Consider the following 17024-nt stretch of genomic DNA (forward strand, 5'->3'; position numbering starts at 1 on the left):
GGTGGCGTGGACGAACACGTCCTCGTTCTCCGAGGACATGAACTCGCTCGGTAGCGAGCTGGAGTATCTGGGTCAGGTCACGGGTCTGGTCGAGCAGGACCTGATCCCGGGGGATCCGGCGGTTGCCGAGGAGTTGGCGGCGCACCTGCTGAAGCTGGGGGCGGCGTTCGAGAAGGCCGGTGAGGGTTTCAAGCGCATCGATGCCGGTGGTTGGGAGGGCAAGGCCGCCGACGCCGCGCGGGAGTACCTGACGGCCACGTTGCCGCCGCGGTGGCTGGCCGCTGCGGATGCGCACACCGAGGCGGGTACGGCGGTGCAGGACTACGCGCGGGTGCTGGCCGATGCCAAGGCGCGGGCGGAGCAGGCCAAGCAGGCGCTGGATCGGGCCAACGCCGAGAGTGAAAAGGCGCGTCTGGCGCACAACGCGGCAGTGGAGCGCTACAACGCCGATCCCGGTGCCGGTGCGGCGCCGCCGGAGTTCTCCGATCCGGGTGCGCAGGCGCGGGCCCAGGCCGAACGGGAGATCGCCGCGGCGAAGGCCGCGGTGGCCGATGCGGATCTGCGGGCGGCGCGGATCGTCGGGCGTGCGATGGAGGCCGCGCCGGCGGAGCCGGGACTGCTGGCGCAGCTGGCAGCCAACGCCGAGGACCTGGTGCAGGGTCTGGGCGCGGGCGTCGGTTCGCTGGTCGGTGGTGCCGTCGACGCGGTGGTCGGCCTGGGCGGCACGGTCATCGGCGCGGTGGGCTTCATGACCACCTACGGCAACCCGGCGTGGACCATGACCCACCCGCAGGAGGTCGCGCAGTTCAACGCCCAGGTCGACGGCCTGGTCAAAGCGGCCACCACCGACCCGGCGGGATTCGGCTACCAGGTCGGCAAGACGATGCTCAACGTCGAGGGCTGGAAGAACGACCCGCTGCGCGCCGCCGGGGAGATGGTGCCGGATGCGGTCGGGTCGATCGTCGGCGGCGCGGGCATCGCCAGCCGCGTGGCCCGCGGCGTGGGCAAGGTGGGCGAGGTCGCGGGTGATCTGGGCAAAACCGCGGGCCGGGTCGACGGGGTCCCCCGGCACACGCCCGAGCCCTCACCGCGACCGCAACCGCCCGCACCGCAGCACCAGCCGCGGCCGGACCCGCCCGCGCCGCAGCCGCGTCCGGAAGCATCGACCCCACAGGCACAGCAGCCCCCGTCACCGACCACACCCTGGGGCGACTACAACGACCTACCGCCCTCCACACCGGCGCACCACGCCCCGGACACCACGCCGTCCTGGGGGCATCCGGAACCGCAGACCAGCTACCCGACCCGCCCAGACGGCGGGTTCGGACCGATGGGCAGCGCCCAGGAGGTCGTCGAACACGCTCCGCGCTATGCCGAGAAGGTCGACCGCACACCGCCTTGGCAGGACGAATTCGACGACAATGCGCCAGGACCGCACGAACGGGCAACCACTCCGACCACCGAGCCGCTTGACCGGATTCCCGAACCTGAGACGCCGACCCACCGGGACGGCGACCACGAGAGCGGACCGGACCAGCCAGGCCACCACGACGATCCACCTGGGCACGGTGGTGATGACCCGTCGCCGCGCGGCGACGGCGATCGGCCGGGTGTCGACGAGCTGTTCCCGGAAGCAGGGGCACCGTTCGACGCGGGACGCGCTCTGCACACGTTCAGGGAAGCGCTCGACGGCCAGTACGGAGACCTCACCGTCGCGGTGAAGGAGGTCAGCGGCAACGCGGGTTCGTACCGCATGGTCGCTGACATCCTCGATGCGAACGGACAACCTGCGGGATCAGCGATCCGCGACTTCTACAGGCTCGCGGACGGCGGCGTGTCGGTGACCCACAACAAGCTCGAGATCCTCGACCCCGAGCTCCGAGGTTCGGGCTTCGCCTCCGAGTTCAACGGGAAGCTCGAGGACTGGTACCGGAACTCCGGGGTCGAGGAGATCCGCCTCCGTGCCAACATCGATGTCGGCAGCTACGCGTGGGCGAGGCAAGGGTACGAGTTCGCGAACCACGCGCAAGCCGTCTATCACATTCTGCCGAGGTTGCAAGACGAGATCGCGTGTGCGGAGCGGGACCTCGCGGGTCTTCAGGACCAGTTGCGCCGGCCGGATGCGGATCACGGGACCTTGAGCAAGGCCATCGAAGCACAGAACGAACTGCTGCTGAATGCGCGCGAGATCGAGTCGCGGTTCTACGAAGGCTCGGAGAACTTCCCTAAGCCGCGAGAGATCAGCGGGCTCGGGCGGCCTGAGGGCCTCCAGCCCGGGGAGTGGCGCGATCGGCGATGGCTCGGCAAGGACGTACTGCAAGACCCGTCGGGGCGGGAAAAAGTCGCGTGGCATGGGGTGAAGAGGCTGTGAGGGACGAACGGGTAGCACCGAAGGGCTTGCCCAAGGAACAGGGGAGCCGGCGTAGCGGGAAGGTCTCCCGCTGGCACGCGGACTGGACGAAGCGCAACGAGAAGCGCTCCGACTTCCGCCCCCAGGGTCGCAAGGAGGGCAGTGACTACAACCTCCACTACGTGGACATGGACGCCCCGTTGGAGGCCCAGATCGACTTCGACCGCCGGGTCCGCGAGATCGACGGTCGTGATCCGGACACGGGACGGCTCATGCCCGCCCCCGACTACCGCGAACGGTTCCGCGGTGCGCTCGTGACCGCGGCGGCCGGGGATGCGCTGGGCCGTGCGGTCGATGCCGGGGCGGTGTACGAGCTGCCCTGGTCGCCGGACCTGAAGCTGAAGGGTGACAAGGCGCTCACCGAGTACGTCCTGCGCAGCGCCGTGGGCGAGTCGTCCGCGGCCGCGCAGCTGATGGCCTTCACCATGGAAGGGCTGATCCGGCTGGGGGTTCGGGCTCGCGGGGAGTCAGGACAACCCACGCCCGTGATCCAGCACGCCCTCCAGCGCTGGCTCCACACCCAGCGCGTCCCCAAGGGGCACGGGTGGAACGTCACCGGTGGGCCGTACGCTGCCCACGCGCCGCAGCCCGACGGGTGGCTGGTGGGCACCGAGATGCTCTACCAGGACGGCGCAGCCGATCCGGCGACGGTTGCCGAGTTGGAGCGTTTCGCCCGCACCGGCGAGCTGTCGTCCTTGCCCCAGCCGGTGGCCCGAGCGCGAGGCGCCGCACTGTTGCCCAGGGTCGCGGGTCTGGCGGCGTGTTCGAACGACGCCGACGCGGCCTTCCTCGGCGCGTTGAACATCGCCGCGCTCACGCACAACAGCTCGGACGACTGCCTGGCGGCCGGTGCCCTCGCAGTGATCCTGCAACAGCAGATTCGCGACCAGCCGTTCTTCGACTGCGTCACCGCGGCCCAGGAGATGCTGCGGCGACGCCGCCACGCCGAGCGGGTCCTGCGCAAGATCGACCTGGCGCTGACCATGAACCAGGAGTACTGGGTCCCCGCCTCGCGCCAGGACATGCGAAAGCCGTTCGGCGATGGCGGGAGCGACGGTGCCGAAGCGCTCGGGCTCGCCCTCTACTGCGCGATGGCCAGCGACTACGTGCGCGAGGCTTTGCAACTGGCCATGAACTACTCGGCGCACCGCTCGGTGGTGGGGGCTGTCTCCGGGCTGCTCATCGGTGCCGAGTGCGGAGTGCGGGCGATACCGGCCGACCTGCGTGCCGCTGCGCCGCTCGCCGACGTCGTCGACACCTTGGCCGAGGACGAGATCGCCGAGTACAGCACGAACCCGCCCCGCGACGAGTCGTGGTTCCGCCGGTACCCAGGGTGGTGACCGCGGCTCAGCGGTGGTCGGCGACCACGAGGTCGCTGACGACAGTGGGGCGGTCGCCCGGCCAACGCCCCGCCGTGTCTCAAATGTCCCGAGACCCAGGCTTCGCGCCGGCGCCTACCACCAGGGAAGCGGAGAAGGCCGGCGATGCCGTCGAGAAGGACGGCCCAGAAGGCAAAGCCTGAGCGCACAGCGGGGGCGAGCCGTAGGGCCCGCCCCAACCGGCAACAGTCTCAGTCCACCAAAGCCTGGTACACGAGCTGGTGGAGCTGGGGCCGGATGGGGTGGGTGCTGGAAGGCAGGAGCTGGGTCAGGAACAGCACGGTGAGCTCCTCTGCCGGGTCGACCCAGAAGGCGGTGCTGGCGGCTCCGCCCCACGAGAACTCGCCGGCCGACGACAGCACCTTGGCCGCCGCCGGGTCGTCGATCACGGCGAAGCCGAGGCCGAAGCCCTTGCCCGCGTTGGCGACCTCCGAGAACGAGCCGAGGGCCATGGACTCCAGGTCGGCACCGCCCGGCAGGTGGTTGCGGGTCATGTACCGCAGGGTGCGGCTGCCGATCACGCGGGCGCCGTCGAGTTCGCCGCCGCGCAGCAGCATCTGCTGGAAGCGGTGGTAGTCGCGCGCCGTGGAGACCAGGCCCTGTCCGCCCGCCAGTACCCGCGGGAGCGTCGAGCCCACGCGGCCGAACCTGTCGTTGCGCACCGGGCCGCCCGCCGCGTCGGCGGTGTAGAGCGCCGCCAGCCGCTCCGTCTCCGACTCGGGCACGCTGAAACCGGTGTCGTGCATGCCCAGCGGTTCCAGGATGCGGCTGCGGAAGAACTCGTCCAGCGACTGCCCGGAGGCGACCTCGACCACGCGGCCCAGCACGTCGGTGGACACGCCGTAGTTCCACGCCTGGCCGGGGTCGAACAGCAGGGGCATCGACGCCCACTCGTCGCAGCAGCCCGCCAGGTCGAGCGCGGGCGGGCTGCCCCACTCGAAACCGCCGTCCCGGTACATCTGGTCGACCGGGTGCAGGTTGTGGAAGCCGTAGGTCAGCCCGGAGGTGTGGGTGAGCAGGTGCCAGACCAGCATCGGCGCGGTCGCGGGCCGGGTTTCCGGCTTGCGCGCGGGACCGCCCAGGTAGACCTGCTGCTCGGCGAAGGAAGGGATGAACGCGCTGACCGGATCGGTGAGCTCGAAGGCGCCTTCCTCGTAGAGCATCATCGCCGCGAGCGAGGTGACCGGCTTGGTCATCGAGTAGATGCGGAACAGGGTGTCGGTCTCGACCGGGAGCCCGGCCTCCATGTCGCGCTTGCCCTGCGTGGCCAGGTGCACGATCTTGCCGCTCCGGGCGACCAGCACCAGGTAACCCGGCAGCTTGCCCTCGTCGACATAGCGGGCGAAGTGGCGGTCGATGCGCTTGAGCCGGGCGGCGTCGAACCCCAGCTCAGCGGGTTCGGCCTCGACGTGCAGTGGGCTCACGGCAGTCCTCCTCGCAGACGGCACCGCGCTCCTTTCTACCTTCAGCGCGAGCGCCGTCGCCAGACCGACCGGTACGCTCTTGCCCCGTGGACCTAGGAGACGACGAATTCCGCGACCACATCGCAGACACCCTGGCCGGTCTGCCCGGTGTGGAGGCGGTCGCGCTGGGCGGTTCCCGGGCCAGCGGAACCCACCGCGCGGACAGTGACTGGGACTTCGCGATCTACTACCGCGGCGAGTTCGACCCGCAGGACCTGCGCGCCGTCGGCTGGCCGGGCGAGATCTCGCCGATCGGCGGCTGGGGCGGCGGGGTCTTCAACGGCGGTGCGTGGCTGGAAGTCGACTGCAGGCAGATCGACGTGCACTACCGCGACCTCGACGACGTCGAGCACCAGCTCGCCGAGGCGCGGGCCGGGCGCTTCCACGTCGAGTCGCTGATGTTCCACCTCGCGGGAATTCCGAGCTACCTGGTGGCGGCCGAACTCGCCATCAACCGGACACTGCGCGGCGAACTGGAGAAACCGGAGTATCCGGACGCGCTGCGCAAGGCGGCCGCGCCGCGCTGGTGGGACTCGGCGCAGCTCACGCTGGGCTACGCCCGGGCCGCGTATGCCGAGCACGGGCACCTCGCCGAGACGGTGGGCGCCATCGGGCAGGCGGCGTGCCAGGCCGCGCACGCGGCGCTGGCCGACCGGGGCGAGTGGATCACCAACGAGAAGAAGCTGCTGGAGCGCGCCGGACTCCGCGAGGTCGACGGCCTGGTGGCGGGCGTGACCACCGAGCCGGAGTCGCTGACCAAGGCGGTCGACGACGCCCTGGAGCTGTTCAACGACGTGGTCGCCGCGGACTAAGCACTCGGAAACGCCGCCGGACTTGGCGCCCGGAGACGCCGGAACACCGGCGGACTCGACGCCCGGAGACGCCGCGGGTTGGGCGCCTGAAGTCATCGCGGGCTTGGCGCGCGGAACCACCGCCGGCAAGGCGCCCGAAAACGCTGACCCCGGGTACGGCGAAAGGGGCTTTTGGGCTGAAACAGCGGCCCAAAAGCAAAAGACTCAAGGGCGCCACGGCGCTCCCGCCGGCACCCGGAGTCCACTACGCACTGTCGCGGTCGTTCGTCGCTGGTCGCGCAGCGTTGCCGGGCCGCTTCCGCTGTCCTGAAATCCTTTCGCCGACGGCGGCGTCAGCTCGCTCTGAGAGGTAGCGTCGGGTGGGTGACGAGCATCCCGACCCCACCCCCGGGCCTCCCGCGAACCGCGGGGGAGCTGCGCTCCAGCGGCCACCTCCCGCGCAGCGTCAAGGCGGAGGCGCGCGGCAACCTGCTGACCGCGCTGCGCTCGGGGCGCACGATCTGGCCCGGAATCGTCGGGTTCGACCAGACCGTGCTGCCGCAGTTGGAACGCGCCCTGATCGCGGGCCACGACGTGGTGCTGCTCGGCGAGCGCGGGCAGGGCAAGACCCGGCTGCTGCGCGGCCTCAGCGAGCTGCTCGACGAATGGGCCCCGGTGATCGAGGGCTCCGAGCTGGACGAGCACCCGCTGGAGCCGATCACCCCGGTGTCGCTGCGGCGCGCCGCCGAGGAGGGCGACGACCTGCCGGTGACGTGGCGCCACCGCAGCGAGCGCTACTCCGAGAAGCTGGCCACACCCGACACCGCGGTCGGCGACCTCATCGGTGACGTCGACCCGGTCAAGGTCGCCGAAGGGCGGTCGCTGGGCGACCCGGAGACGATCCACTTCGGACTCGTGCCCCGCGCGCACCGCGGCATCGTCACCATCAACGAGCTGCCCGACCTGGCCGAGCGCATCCAGGTCGCGCTGCTGAACGTGATGGAGGAGCGTGACATCCAGATCCGCGGCTACAGCCTGCGGCTGCCGCTGGACGTGCTGCTCGTGGCCACCGCCAACCCCGAGGACTACACCAACCGGGGACGCATCATCACGCCGCTGAAGGACCGCTTCGGCGCCGAGATCCGCACCCACTACCCGCTGGAGCTGGAGGACGAGATCTCGCTGGTCCGCCAGGAGGCGGTGCTCGAGGCCGAGGTCGGCGACCACCTGCTGGAGGTGCTGGCGCGCTTCGTCGGCCACCTGCGGGAGTCCCCGGCCGTCGACCAGCGCTCCGGTGTCTCCGCCCGGTTCGCCATCGCCGCCGCCGAGACCGTCTCCGCCGCCGCGGTGCACCGCGGCGCGCTCATCGGCGAGGAGCCCGCGGTGGCCCGGCCGGTGGACCTCGACGCCGTGCCCTCGGTGCTGCGCGGCAAGATCGAGTTCGAGGCCGGCGAGGAGGGTCGGGAGGACGAGCTGCTCGGCTACCTGCTGCGCCGCTCGGTCGCCGACACCGCGCGCTCCGCGTTCGCCGGGCTCGACCTGCAGTCGCTGGCCGACACCGTCGTCGACGGGCACCAAGTTGCCACCGGAGAGCGGATCGCGGCCCGCGACGTGCTCACCGCGCTGCCGGAGCTGCCGGTCCTGCACCAGGTCGCCGAGCGCCTGGACGTGCGCGCCGGCGACCCGCCGGGCCGCATCGCCAGCGCCGTCGAGCTGGCGCTGGAGTCGCTGTACCTGTCCAAGCGGCTGAGCAAGGACGTCGAGGACGACAGGTCGGTGTACGGGCGATGAGCCGTCCGCCTCGCCGCTACAGCTACCGCGCCTGGCACGGGGGCGCCGATCCGCTGGAACCACCGGTGGACCTGCGTTCCGCGCTCGACGCGATCGGCCGCGAGGTGATGGAGGGCGCGTCGCCCCGCTCGGCGCTGGAAGAGCTGCTGCGCACCGGAACGCGCGAGACCAGCGGACTGGACGAGCTGACGCGGCGGCTGTGGCAGCGCCGCAGCGAGTTGCAGCGCAGGCACAACCTCGACGGCACGCTCAACGAGGTCCGCAGGCTGCTCGACCGCGCGGTCTCCCAGGAGCGCCAGGCGCTTTCGGCCGAGCGTAGCGAGGACGCGCGCTTCCGCGAGATGCAGATGGACGCGCTGCCCACCGACACCGCCGGCGCGGTTTCGGAGCTGTCGCAGTACGACTGGCGTTCGCAGGACGCGCGGGAGACGTTCGAGGAGATCCGCAACCTGCTCGGCAGCGAACTCCTCGAACAGCGCTTCCAGGGCATGAAGCAGGCGCTGGAGCAGACCACGCCCGAGGACGTCGAACGCGTCCGCCGGATGCTCGACGACCTCAACGACCTGCTCGCCGCGCACGCCCGCGGTGACGACACCCGCGAGCAGTTCGAGCGGTTCATGGCCGAGCACGGCGAGTTCTTCCCCGAGCAGCCCCGCAACGTCGACGAGCTGATCGACGCGCTCGCGGAGCGTTCCGCTGCCGCGCAACGGATGCTGAACTCGATGAGCGAGCAGCAGCGCGCAGAACTCGCGCAGCTTTCGCAGCAGGCTTTCGGCGATCCGCGCATCGGGCAGGCGCTGCAGCAGATGGACGCCCAGCTTCGAGGTCTGCGCCCGGGGGAGAACTGGTCCGGCCGGGCCCGGTTCCGGGGTGACGAACCGCTGGGGCTCGGCGAGGCGACCGCCGCGATGGCCGAACTCGGCGAGCTGGACCGGCTCGCCGAACAGCTCGGCCAGTCCTATCCGGGCGCGCGGCTGGAGGACATCGACCTGGAGGCGCTGGAACGCCAGCTCGGGCCGCAGGCCGTCGTGGACGCGCAACGGCTGTCGGAGATCGAGCGGCAGTTGCGCCAGCACGGGATGCTGGAGCGCGCCTCCGACGGCAGCCTGCGCCTGACCCCGCGCGCGATGCGCAGGCTCGGGGAAACCGCGCTGCGGTCGGTGATTTCCGGCCTCCGGTCGCGGCGCGGGGAACGCGACACGGATCGGGCAGGTGCGGCGGGGGAGCCGACCGGGACGACGCGGCCATGGGAGTTCGGCGACTCCGAGCCGTGGGACTCCGGCAGGACGGTGCGCAACGCCGTGTTGCGCCGCGCGGCCGAAGGCCCGTCGTCGCCGATGCTGGACATCGCCGACCTCGAGGTGGCAGAGACCGAACAGCGCTCGCGGGCGGCGGTCGCGCTGTGCGTGGACACGTCGTGGTCGATGGTGCAGGACGGGCGATGGGTGCCGATGAAGCGCACGGCGCTCGCGCTGCACCACCTCGTCGCCACACGCTACCGCTCGGATGCGTTGCAACTGGTGACTTTCGGGCGTTACGCGTCCACTGTGGATGTCGGTGAACTGGCGGCACTGGAGGGGACCTGGGAGCAGGGCACCAACCTCCACCACGCCCTGCTGCTGGCGGGTCGGCACCTGCGGCGGAACCCCGACGCGCAGCCGGTGGTGCTCGTGGTGACCGACGGCGAACCCACAGCACACCTGGAACCCGACGGCGAGGCCGTTTTCCAGTACCCGCCCACGCCGCGCACCCTGTCGGCGACATTGTCCGAAGTGGACTCGCTCAGCAGGCTGGGCGCGTCGCTGAGCGTCTTCATGCTCGGCGACGACCCGAGGCTGGAGGCGTTCGTGGACATCGTCGCCCGCCGGGGCGGGGGTCGCGTGGTGGCTCCGACCCCCGACGGCCTCGGCGCCGCCGTCGTCGGCGACTACCTGCGCAGCAAGCGCCGCCGCTAGTTCTCCGCGCGGCGAGACCGGTTGCTGTCGGTGGACCTGGTTCGTGGTCGATCGCGCTGCTAGCCTCTGCCGTTGACTGAGGGGAGCGCGAAAAGCGCATGGCAGCGACAACGTTTCGCATCGGTGGGGATCCGGAAGTGCGGCGGCTCGGATTCGGAGCCATGCAGTTGCCCACCGAGGCGGGCGCCGCCAGCGAGACATCGCTGCTCGACCGCGAGCACGAGCCCGTGCTCGCGGCCTGCGAGGAGGCGGGGATCGCGTTCCTGCCGTGGCGTCCTGTCGCCTGGGGAGAATCCGGAGCGAGGGCCGAGGTCGCCGCCGTGGCGGCCGAGCTCGATGCCACGCCCACGCAGGTCGCGCTCGCCTGGCTCCTCGACCACTCGCCGGTCGTGCTCCCGATCCCGGGCACCGCTCGGGTCGACCACCTGGAGGAGAACCTCGCTGCCGAACGTCTTCAGCTGAGCCGAGCCCACCGCGATCGACTCGACCGGCTTGCCGGCCCGGCATAGGACACGCCCTCGTCCCGTTCCGCTAGGGCCAGACCAGCCGTACGTCGGCGCAGCGGGAAAAGAACCGCGCCGCGCGGTCGGCGGAGCGGAACGAACCACGGTTGCGCCCGTCGAGCGCGAGCACCTCGGCGCGGTCGTCGAACGACAGCCCCCACGCGAACACCTCGCCTGCGACCTCGCCCTCGGTGTCGTCGCGTTCCAGCTCGCAGAGCGCGAACAACCTGGGCGCGCAACGGATCTGCGACTCCAGGACGGCGAACTCGTCGGGCCTGGGCGTCCAGTCGGCGACGTCTCCGGACATTGAAACCTCCTAGCTGAATCGATCTCTGCGTCGCCGAAACTAGCGCGATACGTATCGGGTCCGGTATCGCTCAATAGGCTGGTGTGACCGTCCGTGTTCGTCCCTGGAACCATGCGTGATGGCCGAGACCGAGGAGGTGTCCTGATGGCAGGACGGAACGACCCGTCCGCGCTGCGCTGGCTGATCGGCGTGGAGCTGGCCGCGTACCGGCGGCAGGCGGGCCTGACGCTTACCGAGCTGTCGGAGGCGACCGGGATCACCAAACCGAAGCTGGGGCACATGGAGATGGGCCGGTACCAGCAGAATCCGGACGACATCGCCAACGTGCTGCGCGCGTGCGGAACAGATGAGCGCACCGTCGACCGCCTGTCCTCGCTGAGCGGCAGGTCGGACTCGAAGTCGTGGTGGGCGCCGTGGGCGCACGTCGTACCGGACTGGCTGAAGACCTTCGTGGGACTCGAAGGGCTCGCCGAGTCGGAGTTCGTGTACCAGCCAATGGTTCTGCCCGGGCTGGTGCAGACGGAGGAGTACGCCCATGCGTTGACCGCGGCCACGGACTTCGTGCGGCAGAACCACAACGAACGCTTCGTGTCCTTCCGGCTTGCACGCGCCAGACGGCTCAACGATCCAGATCCGTTGCGGCTGCACGCCGTCGTCGGCGAGGCGGCCCTGCGTCTCGCGGTCGGTACGCCCGAGATGCGGCTCGCCCAGTACGAGAGACTGCTCGAACTCGCTGACCAGCCCAACATCACGTTGCAGGTGCTGCGGCCGGAGTGCGGGCCGCACGACGCGGGAGGCGCCGGCCAGTTCGTGGTGCTGCACTTCGACGAAGCGCGGCCGATCGCCTACACCGAACAGCTTGACGGAGCAGTTTACGTACAGGACCCGGATGACGTTCGGACCTATACACTGGCGGCGGAGAATTTGCAGCACGTCGCGCTGGAGCCGGCTGAATCCGTAGCGCTGGTGAAGGCGCTGATGGCCGAGTAGCAGCCGGAGGCACGCCGTGTCCGCCCCTAACGTCGACGCCCATGTGTGGAGAAAGTCCAGCTACAGCGCCAACAACGGAGAGTGCGTCGAGGTGGCATTCGCGCTCGCGGCGCCGGATGTGGCTTGGGAGAAATCCAGCTACAGCGCCAACAACGGCGCCTGCGTCGAGATCGCCCTCGACGCCTCCGCCGTCGGGGCGCGGGACTCCAAGGACCCCTCGGGCCCGGCGCTCTGGTTCCCCGCGCCGCGATGGGGCCGGTTCGTGTCCGCCCTGAAGGCCGGGCGGTTCGACGCGGCGTGAGCGATCCGCTGCGCGAGCTGCGCTCGCTGCGCGCCACGCGCTGGTTCACCGACGCCGATGTCGCCGACGAAGACCTGCGCCGCATCCTCGACACCGCACGCTGGACGGGTTCGGCCCGCAACCGGCAGCCGTGGCGCTTCCACACCGTCCGGAACGCGGCGACGCGCGAGGAACTGAGCGCGTGCGGTGCCTACGCCCTGCACGTGCGCACCGCGCCCGTCGTCGTGCTGCTGGCCCTGGACCGCAGCGGCGCCGACGCGGAGTTCGACGGCGGCCGGGTCGCGCAGACCGTCATGCTCGCCGCCCAGCGGCTTGGCCTCGGGTCGTGCCCGGTCACGTTCTTCCCCGCGGACAACGCCGGGCGGGTCACCGCGCTGGCCGGGTTCGCCCCGCCGTGGGAGGTGCGCACCGGCATCGCCCTCGGTCATCCCGCGCCCACGCCGAGTGGGACCTCCGCGATCCGGACCGGCCGCCTCCCGCTGACGTCGCTGTGGACCCGCGACGTCACTGACCCGGGGCGAAGGTGCTGATCACCTGCGGGTTCTCGTCGGCCCACTTGCGGGCGGCCGCGGCCTCCTGGCCCTTGGGTGCGCTGTTGACGGCGTTCTCCAGCGACGACAGGGTCTGGTCGTCGAGCCTGAACTTCTTGACCATCTCGGTGACCTGCGGGAAGTCCTGGCTGAAGCCCTTGCGCCCGACCGAGTGGATCTCCTCGGCCTGGCCCATCGCTCCCATCGGGTCCTGCAGGTCCTTGATCGGGTAGCGCGCGTAGGCCCAGTGCGGGTGCCACAGGGTCACCACGATCGGCTTCTGCTCGTTGATCGCCTTCTCCAGCGACGCCAGCATCGCCGTGGTCGACGACGTCTGGAGCGTGTAGTCGAGCTGGTACTGCGGGATGGCGTTGTCCTTGGTGATCCGGCTCAGCCCCGCGCCCGGGTCGATGCCGGTGATCACGCCGCCGAACTGCCCCGACCGCCCCTTGAGGTCGGCGATGGAGTTGATGTCGGTCATGTAGTTGGGCACCGCGATGTTCAGCGTGGCCTGGTCGTACCAGACGCCGAGGTCCTCGATCTGCCCGCTGTACTGCTGCCAGTAGTCGGCGTGGGTCTCGGGCAGCCAGGCGTCGAGGAACAGGTCGATGTTGCCCTGGGCGAGCCCGGCGTAGACCGGTCCGGCCTCCAGCTCCGTGATCGTCACCTGGTAGCCCTGCTTCTCCAGCAGCACCTTGAACAGGTTGGTGACGGCGATGTCCTCGTCCCACGCGATGTAGCCGATGGTGATCCGCTTGGCCTCCTGGCCGGTCTGGGCCTCACGTCCCCCGCACCCGGCTGCGACCAGCACCAGCGCGCACAGCGCGGCGAGCAGGGCGGTGAGCCTGCGTGCTCGTGTTCTCATCAACATGGCGTTGCGCCTTTCTGTGCTGCGGGCCGCGGACGGAGTCACGCGCCCGCGGGGGCGGCCCTGCGGGCCGCACGAGCGACCGGGGCGCGATCGGACAGGACGGCGGTGATGCGGTCCAGGTAGACCGCGAGGATCACCACGGCGACACCGGCCTCGAAACCCGCGCCGAGCTGCACCCGGGTCACCGCGGTGTAGACCTCGGTGCCCAGGCCCTCCGCGCCGACCATGCCCGCGATGACCACCATCGACAGCGAGAGCATGATCACCTGGTTGACCCCGGCCATGATCGACGGCATCGCCAGCGGGAGCTGGATACCGGTGAGGATCCGGCTCGGCGGCGCCCCGAACGCCTCGCCGGCCTCGACCACCTCGGCGTCGACCTGCCGGATGCCCAGCTCCGTCAGCCGCACGCCCGGCGGCAGCGCGAAGATCACCGTGGCCACCACACCCGGCACCGACCCGATGTTGAAGAAGAAGATGACCGGGATCAGGTAGACGAACGCCGGCATCGTCTGCATGAGGTCCAGCACCGGCCGCACCACCAGCGACACCCGCCGGTGCCGCGCGGCCAGGATCCCCACCGGGATCGCGATGACCACCGCGATGATGCTGGCGACCAGCACCAGCGCCAGGGTCTGCATCGCCGGCGGGAACTCCCGCATGCTGATCACCAGGCCGAAGCCGACCAGCGTGAACAGCGCGAAGCGCCATCCGCGCAGCCACAGCGCCAGCGCGGTGAAGATCGCCAGCATCACCAGCTCCGGCGGCCACGTCAGCAGCGCGGTCAGCCCGGACACCGCCGACCGCACGGCGAGGTCGATGAAGTCGAACACGGGGCCGATGTTGTCCTGGAGCCAGTTCACCAGGTCCTGGAACCACTCCCCGAGCGGTACGCGGGGCAGTTGGGCCGCGGTCGGCTCAGTCATCTCGGTGCCTCCTCGCCGCGGGGTTGAGCGCCTCGAACAGGCCGTCGGCGGTGATCACGCCGAGCAGGCGCCGCTGCCCGTCGATCACCGGCAGCACGGTGCCCTCGCCGGTCATCAGCGGGAACAGCTCGTGCATGGGTGTGGTGGAGACGACCGGGTCGCCCACGACGTGCCGTTCCCGCAGACGCGCCAGGGCTTCGTCGAGGTCGCCCCGTTCCCCGCTGCCGTCGCCGCCGGCCGTGCGGACGACGTCGGCCGCGGTCAGGACCCGGCTGCGGTCGACGTCGCGGATGAACTTGGCGACATAGTCGTCGGCGGGCTCGTCGAGGATCTGCTCGGAGGTGCCGATCTGCACGATCCGTCCGGCGCGCATCACCGCGATCCGGTCGCCCAGCCGCATCGCCTCGTTGAGGTCGTGGGTGATGAAGATGATCGTCTTGCCCAGCCGCGCCTGCAGGTCGACGAGCTGGTCCTGCATCTCCCGCTTGATCAGCGGGTCGAGCGCGCTGAACGCCTCGTCCATCAGCAACACGTCGGTGCCTGCGGCCAGCGCCCTGGCCAGCCCGACCCGCTGGCGCATGCCTCCGGAGAGCTGCTGCGGGTAGCGCTGCTCCCAGCCCTCCAGGCCGACCAGCGACAGCGCCTCGAGCGCCCGGGTGCGGATCTCGTCGCGCCCGGCGCCCCGGACGTGCAGCCCGTAGCCGGCGTTGTCGAGCACGGTCCGGTGCGGGAAGAGCGCGAAGTGCTGGAAAACCATGCTCATGGTCCGCTGCCGCATCGTCCGCAGAGCTTTGGCCGACATCGCGGTGATCTCTTCGTCATCGACGTGGATTCGCCCGGAAGTGGGCGCGAGAAGACCGTTGAGCATTCGGATCAACGTCGATTTCCCGGAGCCGGAAAGCCCCATCACCACGAACGTCTCGCGGTCGTGCACGCTGAACGACGCGTCGACCACGGCAGGGGTCGCGCCCGCGGCTCGGACCTCGTCCTGACCTGCGCCTTCCCGCAGCATGCGGACGACTTCGGCGGGCTGCGGGCCGAATATCTTGAACAGCTGTTCCACGCGTACCGATGTCACCGACCGCCTCCGCTGCCATTGGGAGTTCGGTTTTCCATCGTCGCCTCACCCCGGCATGAGGAGACGCGGTGGATGTGCGCTGTTCGATCGTACGACCGGGCGGCGCTCCGGCATACTCGAAACTTGCGCGGACCGGATTCCGAGCGAATCCGAGGGAAAAAGATCTGCAAAAGAATGGCAATTGGACGGGCGATCGGAGAGGGCGCTTTCCCGCGGGGGCCGCTCCGGCGGCGAGCACGACGACCACCTGTTCGGAGCACACGAGCGTCCCACTCTGTGATACGGACGATGGTTCCGACGGCGGCGTCCGGCAGGGGCCGACAGATAAGGTCGGGTGCATGCAACCCTGGTCGTCGGTCCCAGTGCCCAAGGTGCCTGGCACAGCTCGCCCCCTGCGCCTCTTCGACACCGCCGCCGGTGAGGTCCGCCCCGTCACGGCGGGTCGCACGGCCCGGATGTACGTCTGCGGCATCACCCCCTACGACGCGACCCACCTCGGTCACGCCGCCACCTACCTGGCGTTCGACCTGGTGCACCGGATCTGGCTGGACAACGGCCACGACGTGCACTACGTGCAGAACGTCACCGACATCGACGACCCCCTCCTGGAGCGGGCGAACCGGGACAACGAGGACTGGGTCGTGCTCGCGATGCGCGAGACCGCCCTGTTCCGCGAGGACATGGAGGCCCTGCGGGTGGTGCCGCCCACCGACTACATCGGTGCGGTGGAGTCGATCCCGGAGATCGAGGAGTCGGTCGGCAAGCTGCTGGCCTCCGGCGCGGCCTACCGGGTCGACGACGACGAGTACCCCGACGTCTACTTCCGGCACTCGGCGACCGGGCGCTTCGGCTACGAGTCGAACTACGACGAGGCGACGATGCTGGAGCTGTCCGCCGAGCGCGGTGGTGACCCCGACCGCAAGGGCAAGGAGCACCCGCTCGACGCTCTGCTGTGGCGGATGGCCCGCGACGGCGAGCCCTCCTGGGAGTCCGAGCTGGGACCGGGGCGGCCGGGCTGGCACCTGGAGTGCTCGGTCATCGCGCTCAACCGCCTCGGCATGGGCTTCGACGTCCAGGGCGGCGGTTCCGACCTCGCGTTCCCCCACCACGAGTTCAGCGCCGCGCACGCCGAGGCGCTGGCGGGCGACCACCCGTTCGCCCGGCACTACTGCCACGCGGGCATGATCGGCCTGGACGGCGAGAAGATGTCGAAGTCCAAGGGCAACCTGGTGTTCGTCTCCCGCCTGCGCGGCGACCGGGTCGACCCGATGGCGATCCGGCTCGCGCTGCTGGACGGGCACTACCGCAGCGACCGCTCCTGGACCGCCGACGCGCTGACCAAGGGCACCGCGCGGCTGGCGCGCTGGCGCGAGGCGGTGGCGCTGGAGGCCGCACCCTCGGCGGAGCCGGTCGTCGAGCGGCTGCGGGACCGGCTGTCCGACGACCTCGACACCGAGCGCGCGCTGCTGGCCGTCGACGCCTGGGTGGACGAGGCGCTGTGCCGCCGCGGCGGCGAGGCCGGGGCGCCCGCGGCCATCCGCGACGCCGTCGATGCCCTGCTCGGCGTCCAGCTCTGACCGCGACGCACCCAGCGGCCACGACGGGATCGGCCCCGCGTTCCTCCCGGAGCGCGGGGCCGTTTCATGCGCGGAGGGCGGGGAGCAGGGAGCGGCGATCCGGGCCCCAGCCCGGGCACGCGGCGGTGAGCGCCGTAGCGCCGGGCCGCCTC

Annotated in this window: 15 protein-coding genes; 10 read left to right on the forward strand and 5 right to left on the reverse strand. The window is 70.7% G+C overall.

Annotated features, from left to right (window positions below):
• Position 1 precedes the first annotated feature (1 nt).
• Together HUO13_RS13680 and HUO13_RS13685 are read left to right on the forward strand one after the other, a co-directional pair.
• A complete protein-coding gene (locus HUO13_RS13680) occupies positions 2–2371 on the forward strand; it encodes a putative T7SS-secreted protein (protein ID WP_249124770.1) in 2370 nt (789 codons plus the stop codon).
• 26 nt (positions 2372–2397) lie between these two features.
• On the forward strand, positions 2398–3750 hold the full coding sequence (locus tag HUO13_RS13685) for an ADP-ribosylglycohydrolase family protein (protein ID WP_211901745.1): 1353 nt from the start codon (positions 2398–2400) through the stop codon (positions 3748–3750).
• Positions 3751–3980: 230 nt separating this feature from the next.
• Here HUO13_RS13685 and HUO13_RS13690 read toward each other — a convergent pair whose 3' ends face one another.
• Complete coding sequence (locus HUO13_RS13690) at positions 3981–5213, reverse strand: serine hydrolase domain-containing protein (protein ID WP_211901746.1); 1233 nt, start codon at positions 5211–5213, stop codon at positions 3981–3983.
• Positions 5214–5299: 86 nt separating this feature from the next.
• On the opposite strand from HUO13_RS13690, the gene HUO13_RS13695 reads away from it, so the two are divergent.
• From HUO13_RS13695 to HUO13_RS13710, 4 genes are all read left to right on the forward strand, one after another.
• A complete protein-coding gene (locus HUO13_RS13695) occupies positions 5300–6064 on the forward strand; it encodes a nucleotidyltransferase domain-containing protein (protein WP_211901747.1) in 765 nt (254 codons plus the stop codon).
• Positions 6065–6436: 372 nt separating this feature from the next.
• Positions 6437–7834, forward strand: a complete 1398-nt coding sequence (locus HUO13_RS13700; RefSeq protein WP_432757857.1) for an ATP-binding protein — start codon at positions 6437–6439, stop codon at positions 7832–7834.
• Positions 7831–9789 (forward strand): vWA domain-containing protein, encoded by a 1959-nt coding sequence (locus HUO13_RS13705; protein WP_211901749.1) that lies wholly within the window; start codon positions 7831–7833, stop codon positions 9787–9789. Before HUO13_RS13700 ends, HUO13_RS13705 begins: the two co-directional genes overlap by 4 nt.
• 161 nt (positions 9790–9950) lie before the next feature.
• The gene (locus HUO13_RS13710; RefSeq protein ID WP_249124771.1) at positions 9951–10298 is read left to right on the forward strand and encodes an aldo/keto reductase; all 348 of its coding nucleotides are present in this window, start codon (positions 9951–9953) and stop codon (positions 10296–10298) included.
• Positions 10299–10320: 22 nt separating this feature from the next.
• Here HUO13_RS13710 and HUO13_RS13715 read toward each other — a convergent pair whose 3' ends face one another.
• Positions 10321–10599 (reverse strand): hypothetical protein, encoded by a 279-nt coding sequence (locus tag HUO13_RS13715; protein ID WP_211901751.1) that lies wholly within the window; start codon positions 10597–10599, stop codon positions 10321–10323.
• A 144-nt stretch (positions 10600–10743) separates the two neighbouring features.
• Between HUO13_RS13715 and HUO13_RS13720 the strand changes: the two genes are divergently transcribed.
• From HUO13_RS13720 to HUO13_RS13730, 3 genes are read left to right on the forward strand one after another with little or no spacing between them, the layout of a single operon-like run.
• Positions 10744–11589: a helix-turn-helix domain-containing protein gene (locus HUO13_RS13720; protein WP_211901752.1), complete on the forward strand. Its 846-nt coding sequence runs from the start codon at positions 10744–10746 to the stop codon at positions 11587–11589.
• Positions 11590–11605: 16 nt separating this feature from the next.
• Complete coding sequence (locus tag HUO13_RS13725; RefSeq protein ID WP_211901753.1) at positions 11606–11890, forward strand: DUF397 domain-containing protein; 285 nt, start codon at positions 11606–11608, stop codon at positions 11888–11890.
• Positions 11887–12420, forward strand: a complete 534-nt coding sequence (locus HUO13_RS13730; protein WP_211901754.1) for a nitroreductase family protein — start codon at positions 11887–11889, stop codon at positions 12418–12420. The genes HUO13_RS13725 and HUO13_RS13730 overlap by 4 nt, the downstream gene beginning before the upstream one ends.
• Here HUO13_RS13730 and HUO13_RS13735 read toward each other — a convergent pair.
• From HUO13_RS13735 to HUO13_RS13745, 3 genes are read right to left on the reverse strand one after another with little or no spacing between them, the layout of a single operon-like run.
• Positions 12395–13285 carry a glycine betaine ABC transporter substrate-binding protein gene (locus HUO13_RS13735; RefSeq protein WP_249124772.1) on the reverse strand — a complete coding sequence of 297 codons (891 nt, stop codon included), beginning with the start codon at positions 13283–13285 and terminating at the stop codon, positions 12395–12397. The genes HUO13_RS13730 and HUO13_RS13735 overlap by 26 nt on opposite strands.
• 44 nt (positions 13286–13329) lie before the next feature.
• Positions 13330–14217: an ABC transporter permease gene (locus HUO13_RS13740; protein ID WP_211901756.1), complete on the reverse strand. Its 888-nt coding sequence runs from the start codon at positions 14215–14217 to the stop codon at positions 13330–13332.
• The gene (locus tag HUO13_RS13745; RefSeq protein ID WP_211902873.1) at positions 14210–15280 is read right to left on the reverse strand and encodes a quaternary amine ABC transporter ATP-binding protein; all 1071 of its coding nucleotides are present in this window, start codon (positions 15278–15280) and stop codon (positions 14210–14212) included. Before HUO13_RS13745 ends, HUO13_RS13740 begins: the two co-directional genes overlap by 8 nt.
• Before the next feature lie 353 nt (positions 15281–15633).
• Between HUO13_RS13745 and mshC the strand changes: the two genes are divergently transcribed.
• Positions 15634–16872, forward strand: a complete 1239-nt coding sequence (mshC, locus tag HUO13_RS13750; protein WP_211901757.1) for a cysteine--1-D-myo-inosityl 2-amino-2-deoxy-alpha-D-glucopyranoside ligase — start codon at positions 15634–15636, stop codon at positions 16870–16872.
• Positions 16873–17024 lie beyond the last annotated feature (152 nt).

This window comes from Saccharopolyspora erythraea (genome assembly GCF_018141105.1).
Classification (GTDB): Bacteria; Actinomycetota; Actinomycetes; order Mycobacteriales; family Pseudonocardiaceae; genus Saccharopolyspora_D; species Saccharopolyspora_D erythraea_A.

What these genes read in the sequence shown, in the direction of transcription:
- HUO13_RS13720 (WP_211901752.1), top strand. Translation starts at nt 10,744, where the DNA reads ATGGCAGGACGGAACGACCCGTCCGCGCTGCGCTGGCTGATCGGCGTG.
- HUO13_RS13740 (WP_211901756.1), bottom strand. Translation starts at nt 14,217, where the DNA reads ATGACTGAGCCGACCGCGGCCCAACTGCCCCGCGTACCGCTCGGGGAG.
- mshC (WP_211901757.1), top strand. Translation starts at nt 15,634, where the DNA reads ATGCAACCCTGGTCGTCGGTCCCAGTGCCCAAGGTGCCTGGCACAGCT.
- HUO13_RS13735 (WP_249124772.1), bottom strand. Translation starts at nt 13,285, where the DNA reads ATGAGAACACGAGCACGCAGGCTCACCGCCCTGCTCGCCGCGCTGTGC.
- HUO13_RS13715 (WP_211901751.1), bottom strand. Translation starts at nt 10,599, where the DNA reads ATGTCCGGAGACGTCGCCGACTGGACGCCCAGGCCCGACGAGTTCGCC.
- HUO13_RS13710 (WP_249124771.1), top strand. Translation starts at nt 9,951, where the DNA reads ATGCAGTTGCCCACCGAGGCGGGCGCCGCCAGCGAGACATCGCTGCTC.
- HUO13_RS13705 (WP_211901749.1), top strand. Translation starts at nt 7,831, where the DNA reads ATGAGCCGTCCGCCTCGCCGCTACAGCTACCGCGCCTGGCACGGGGGC.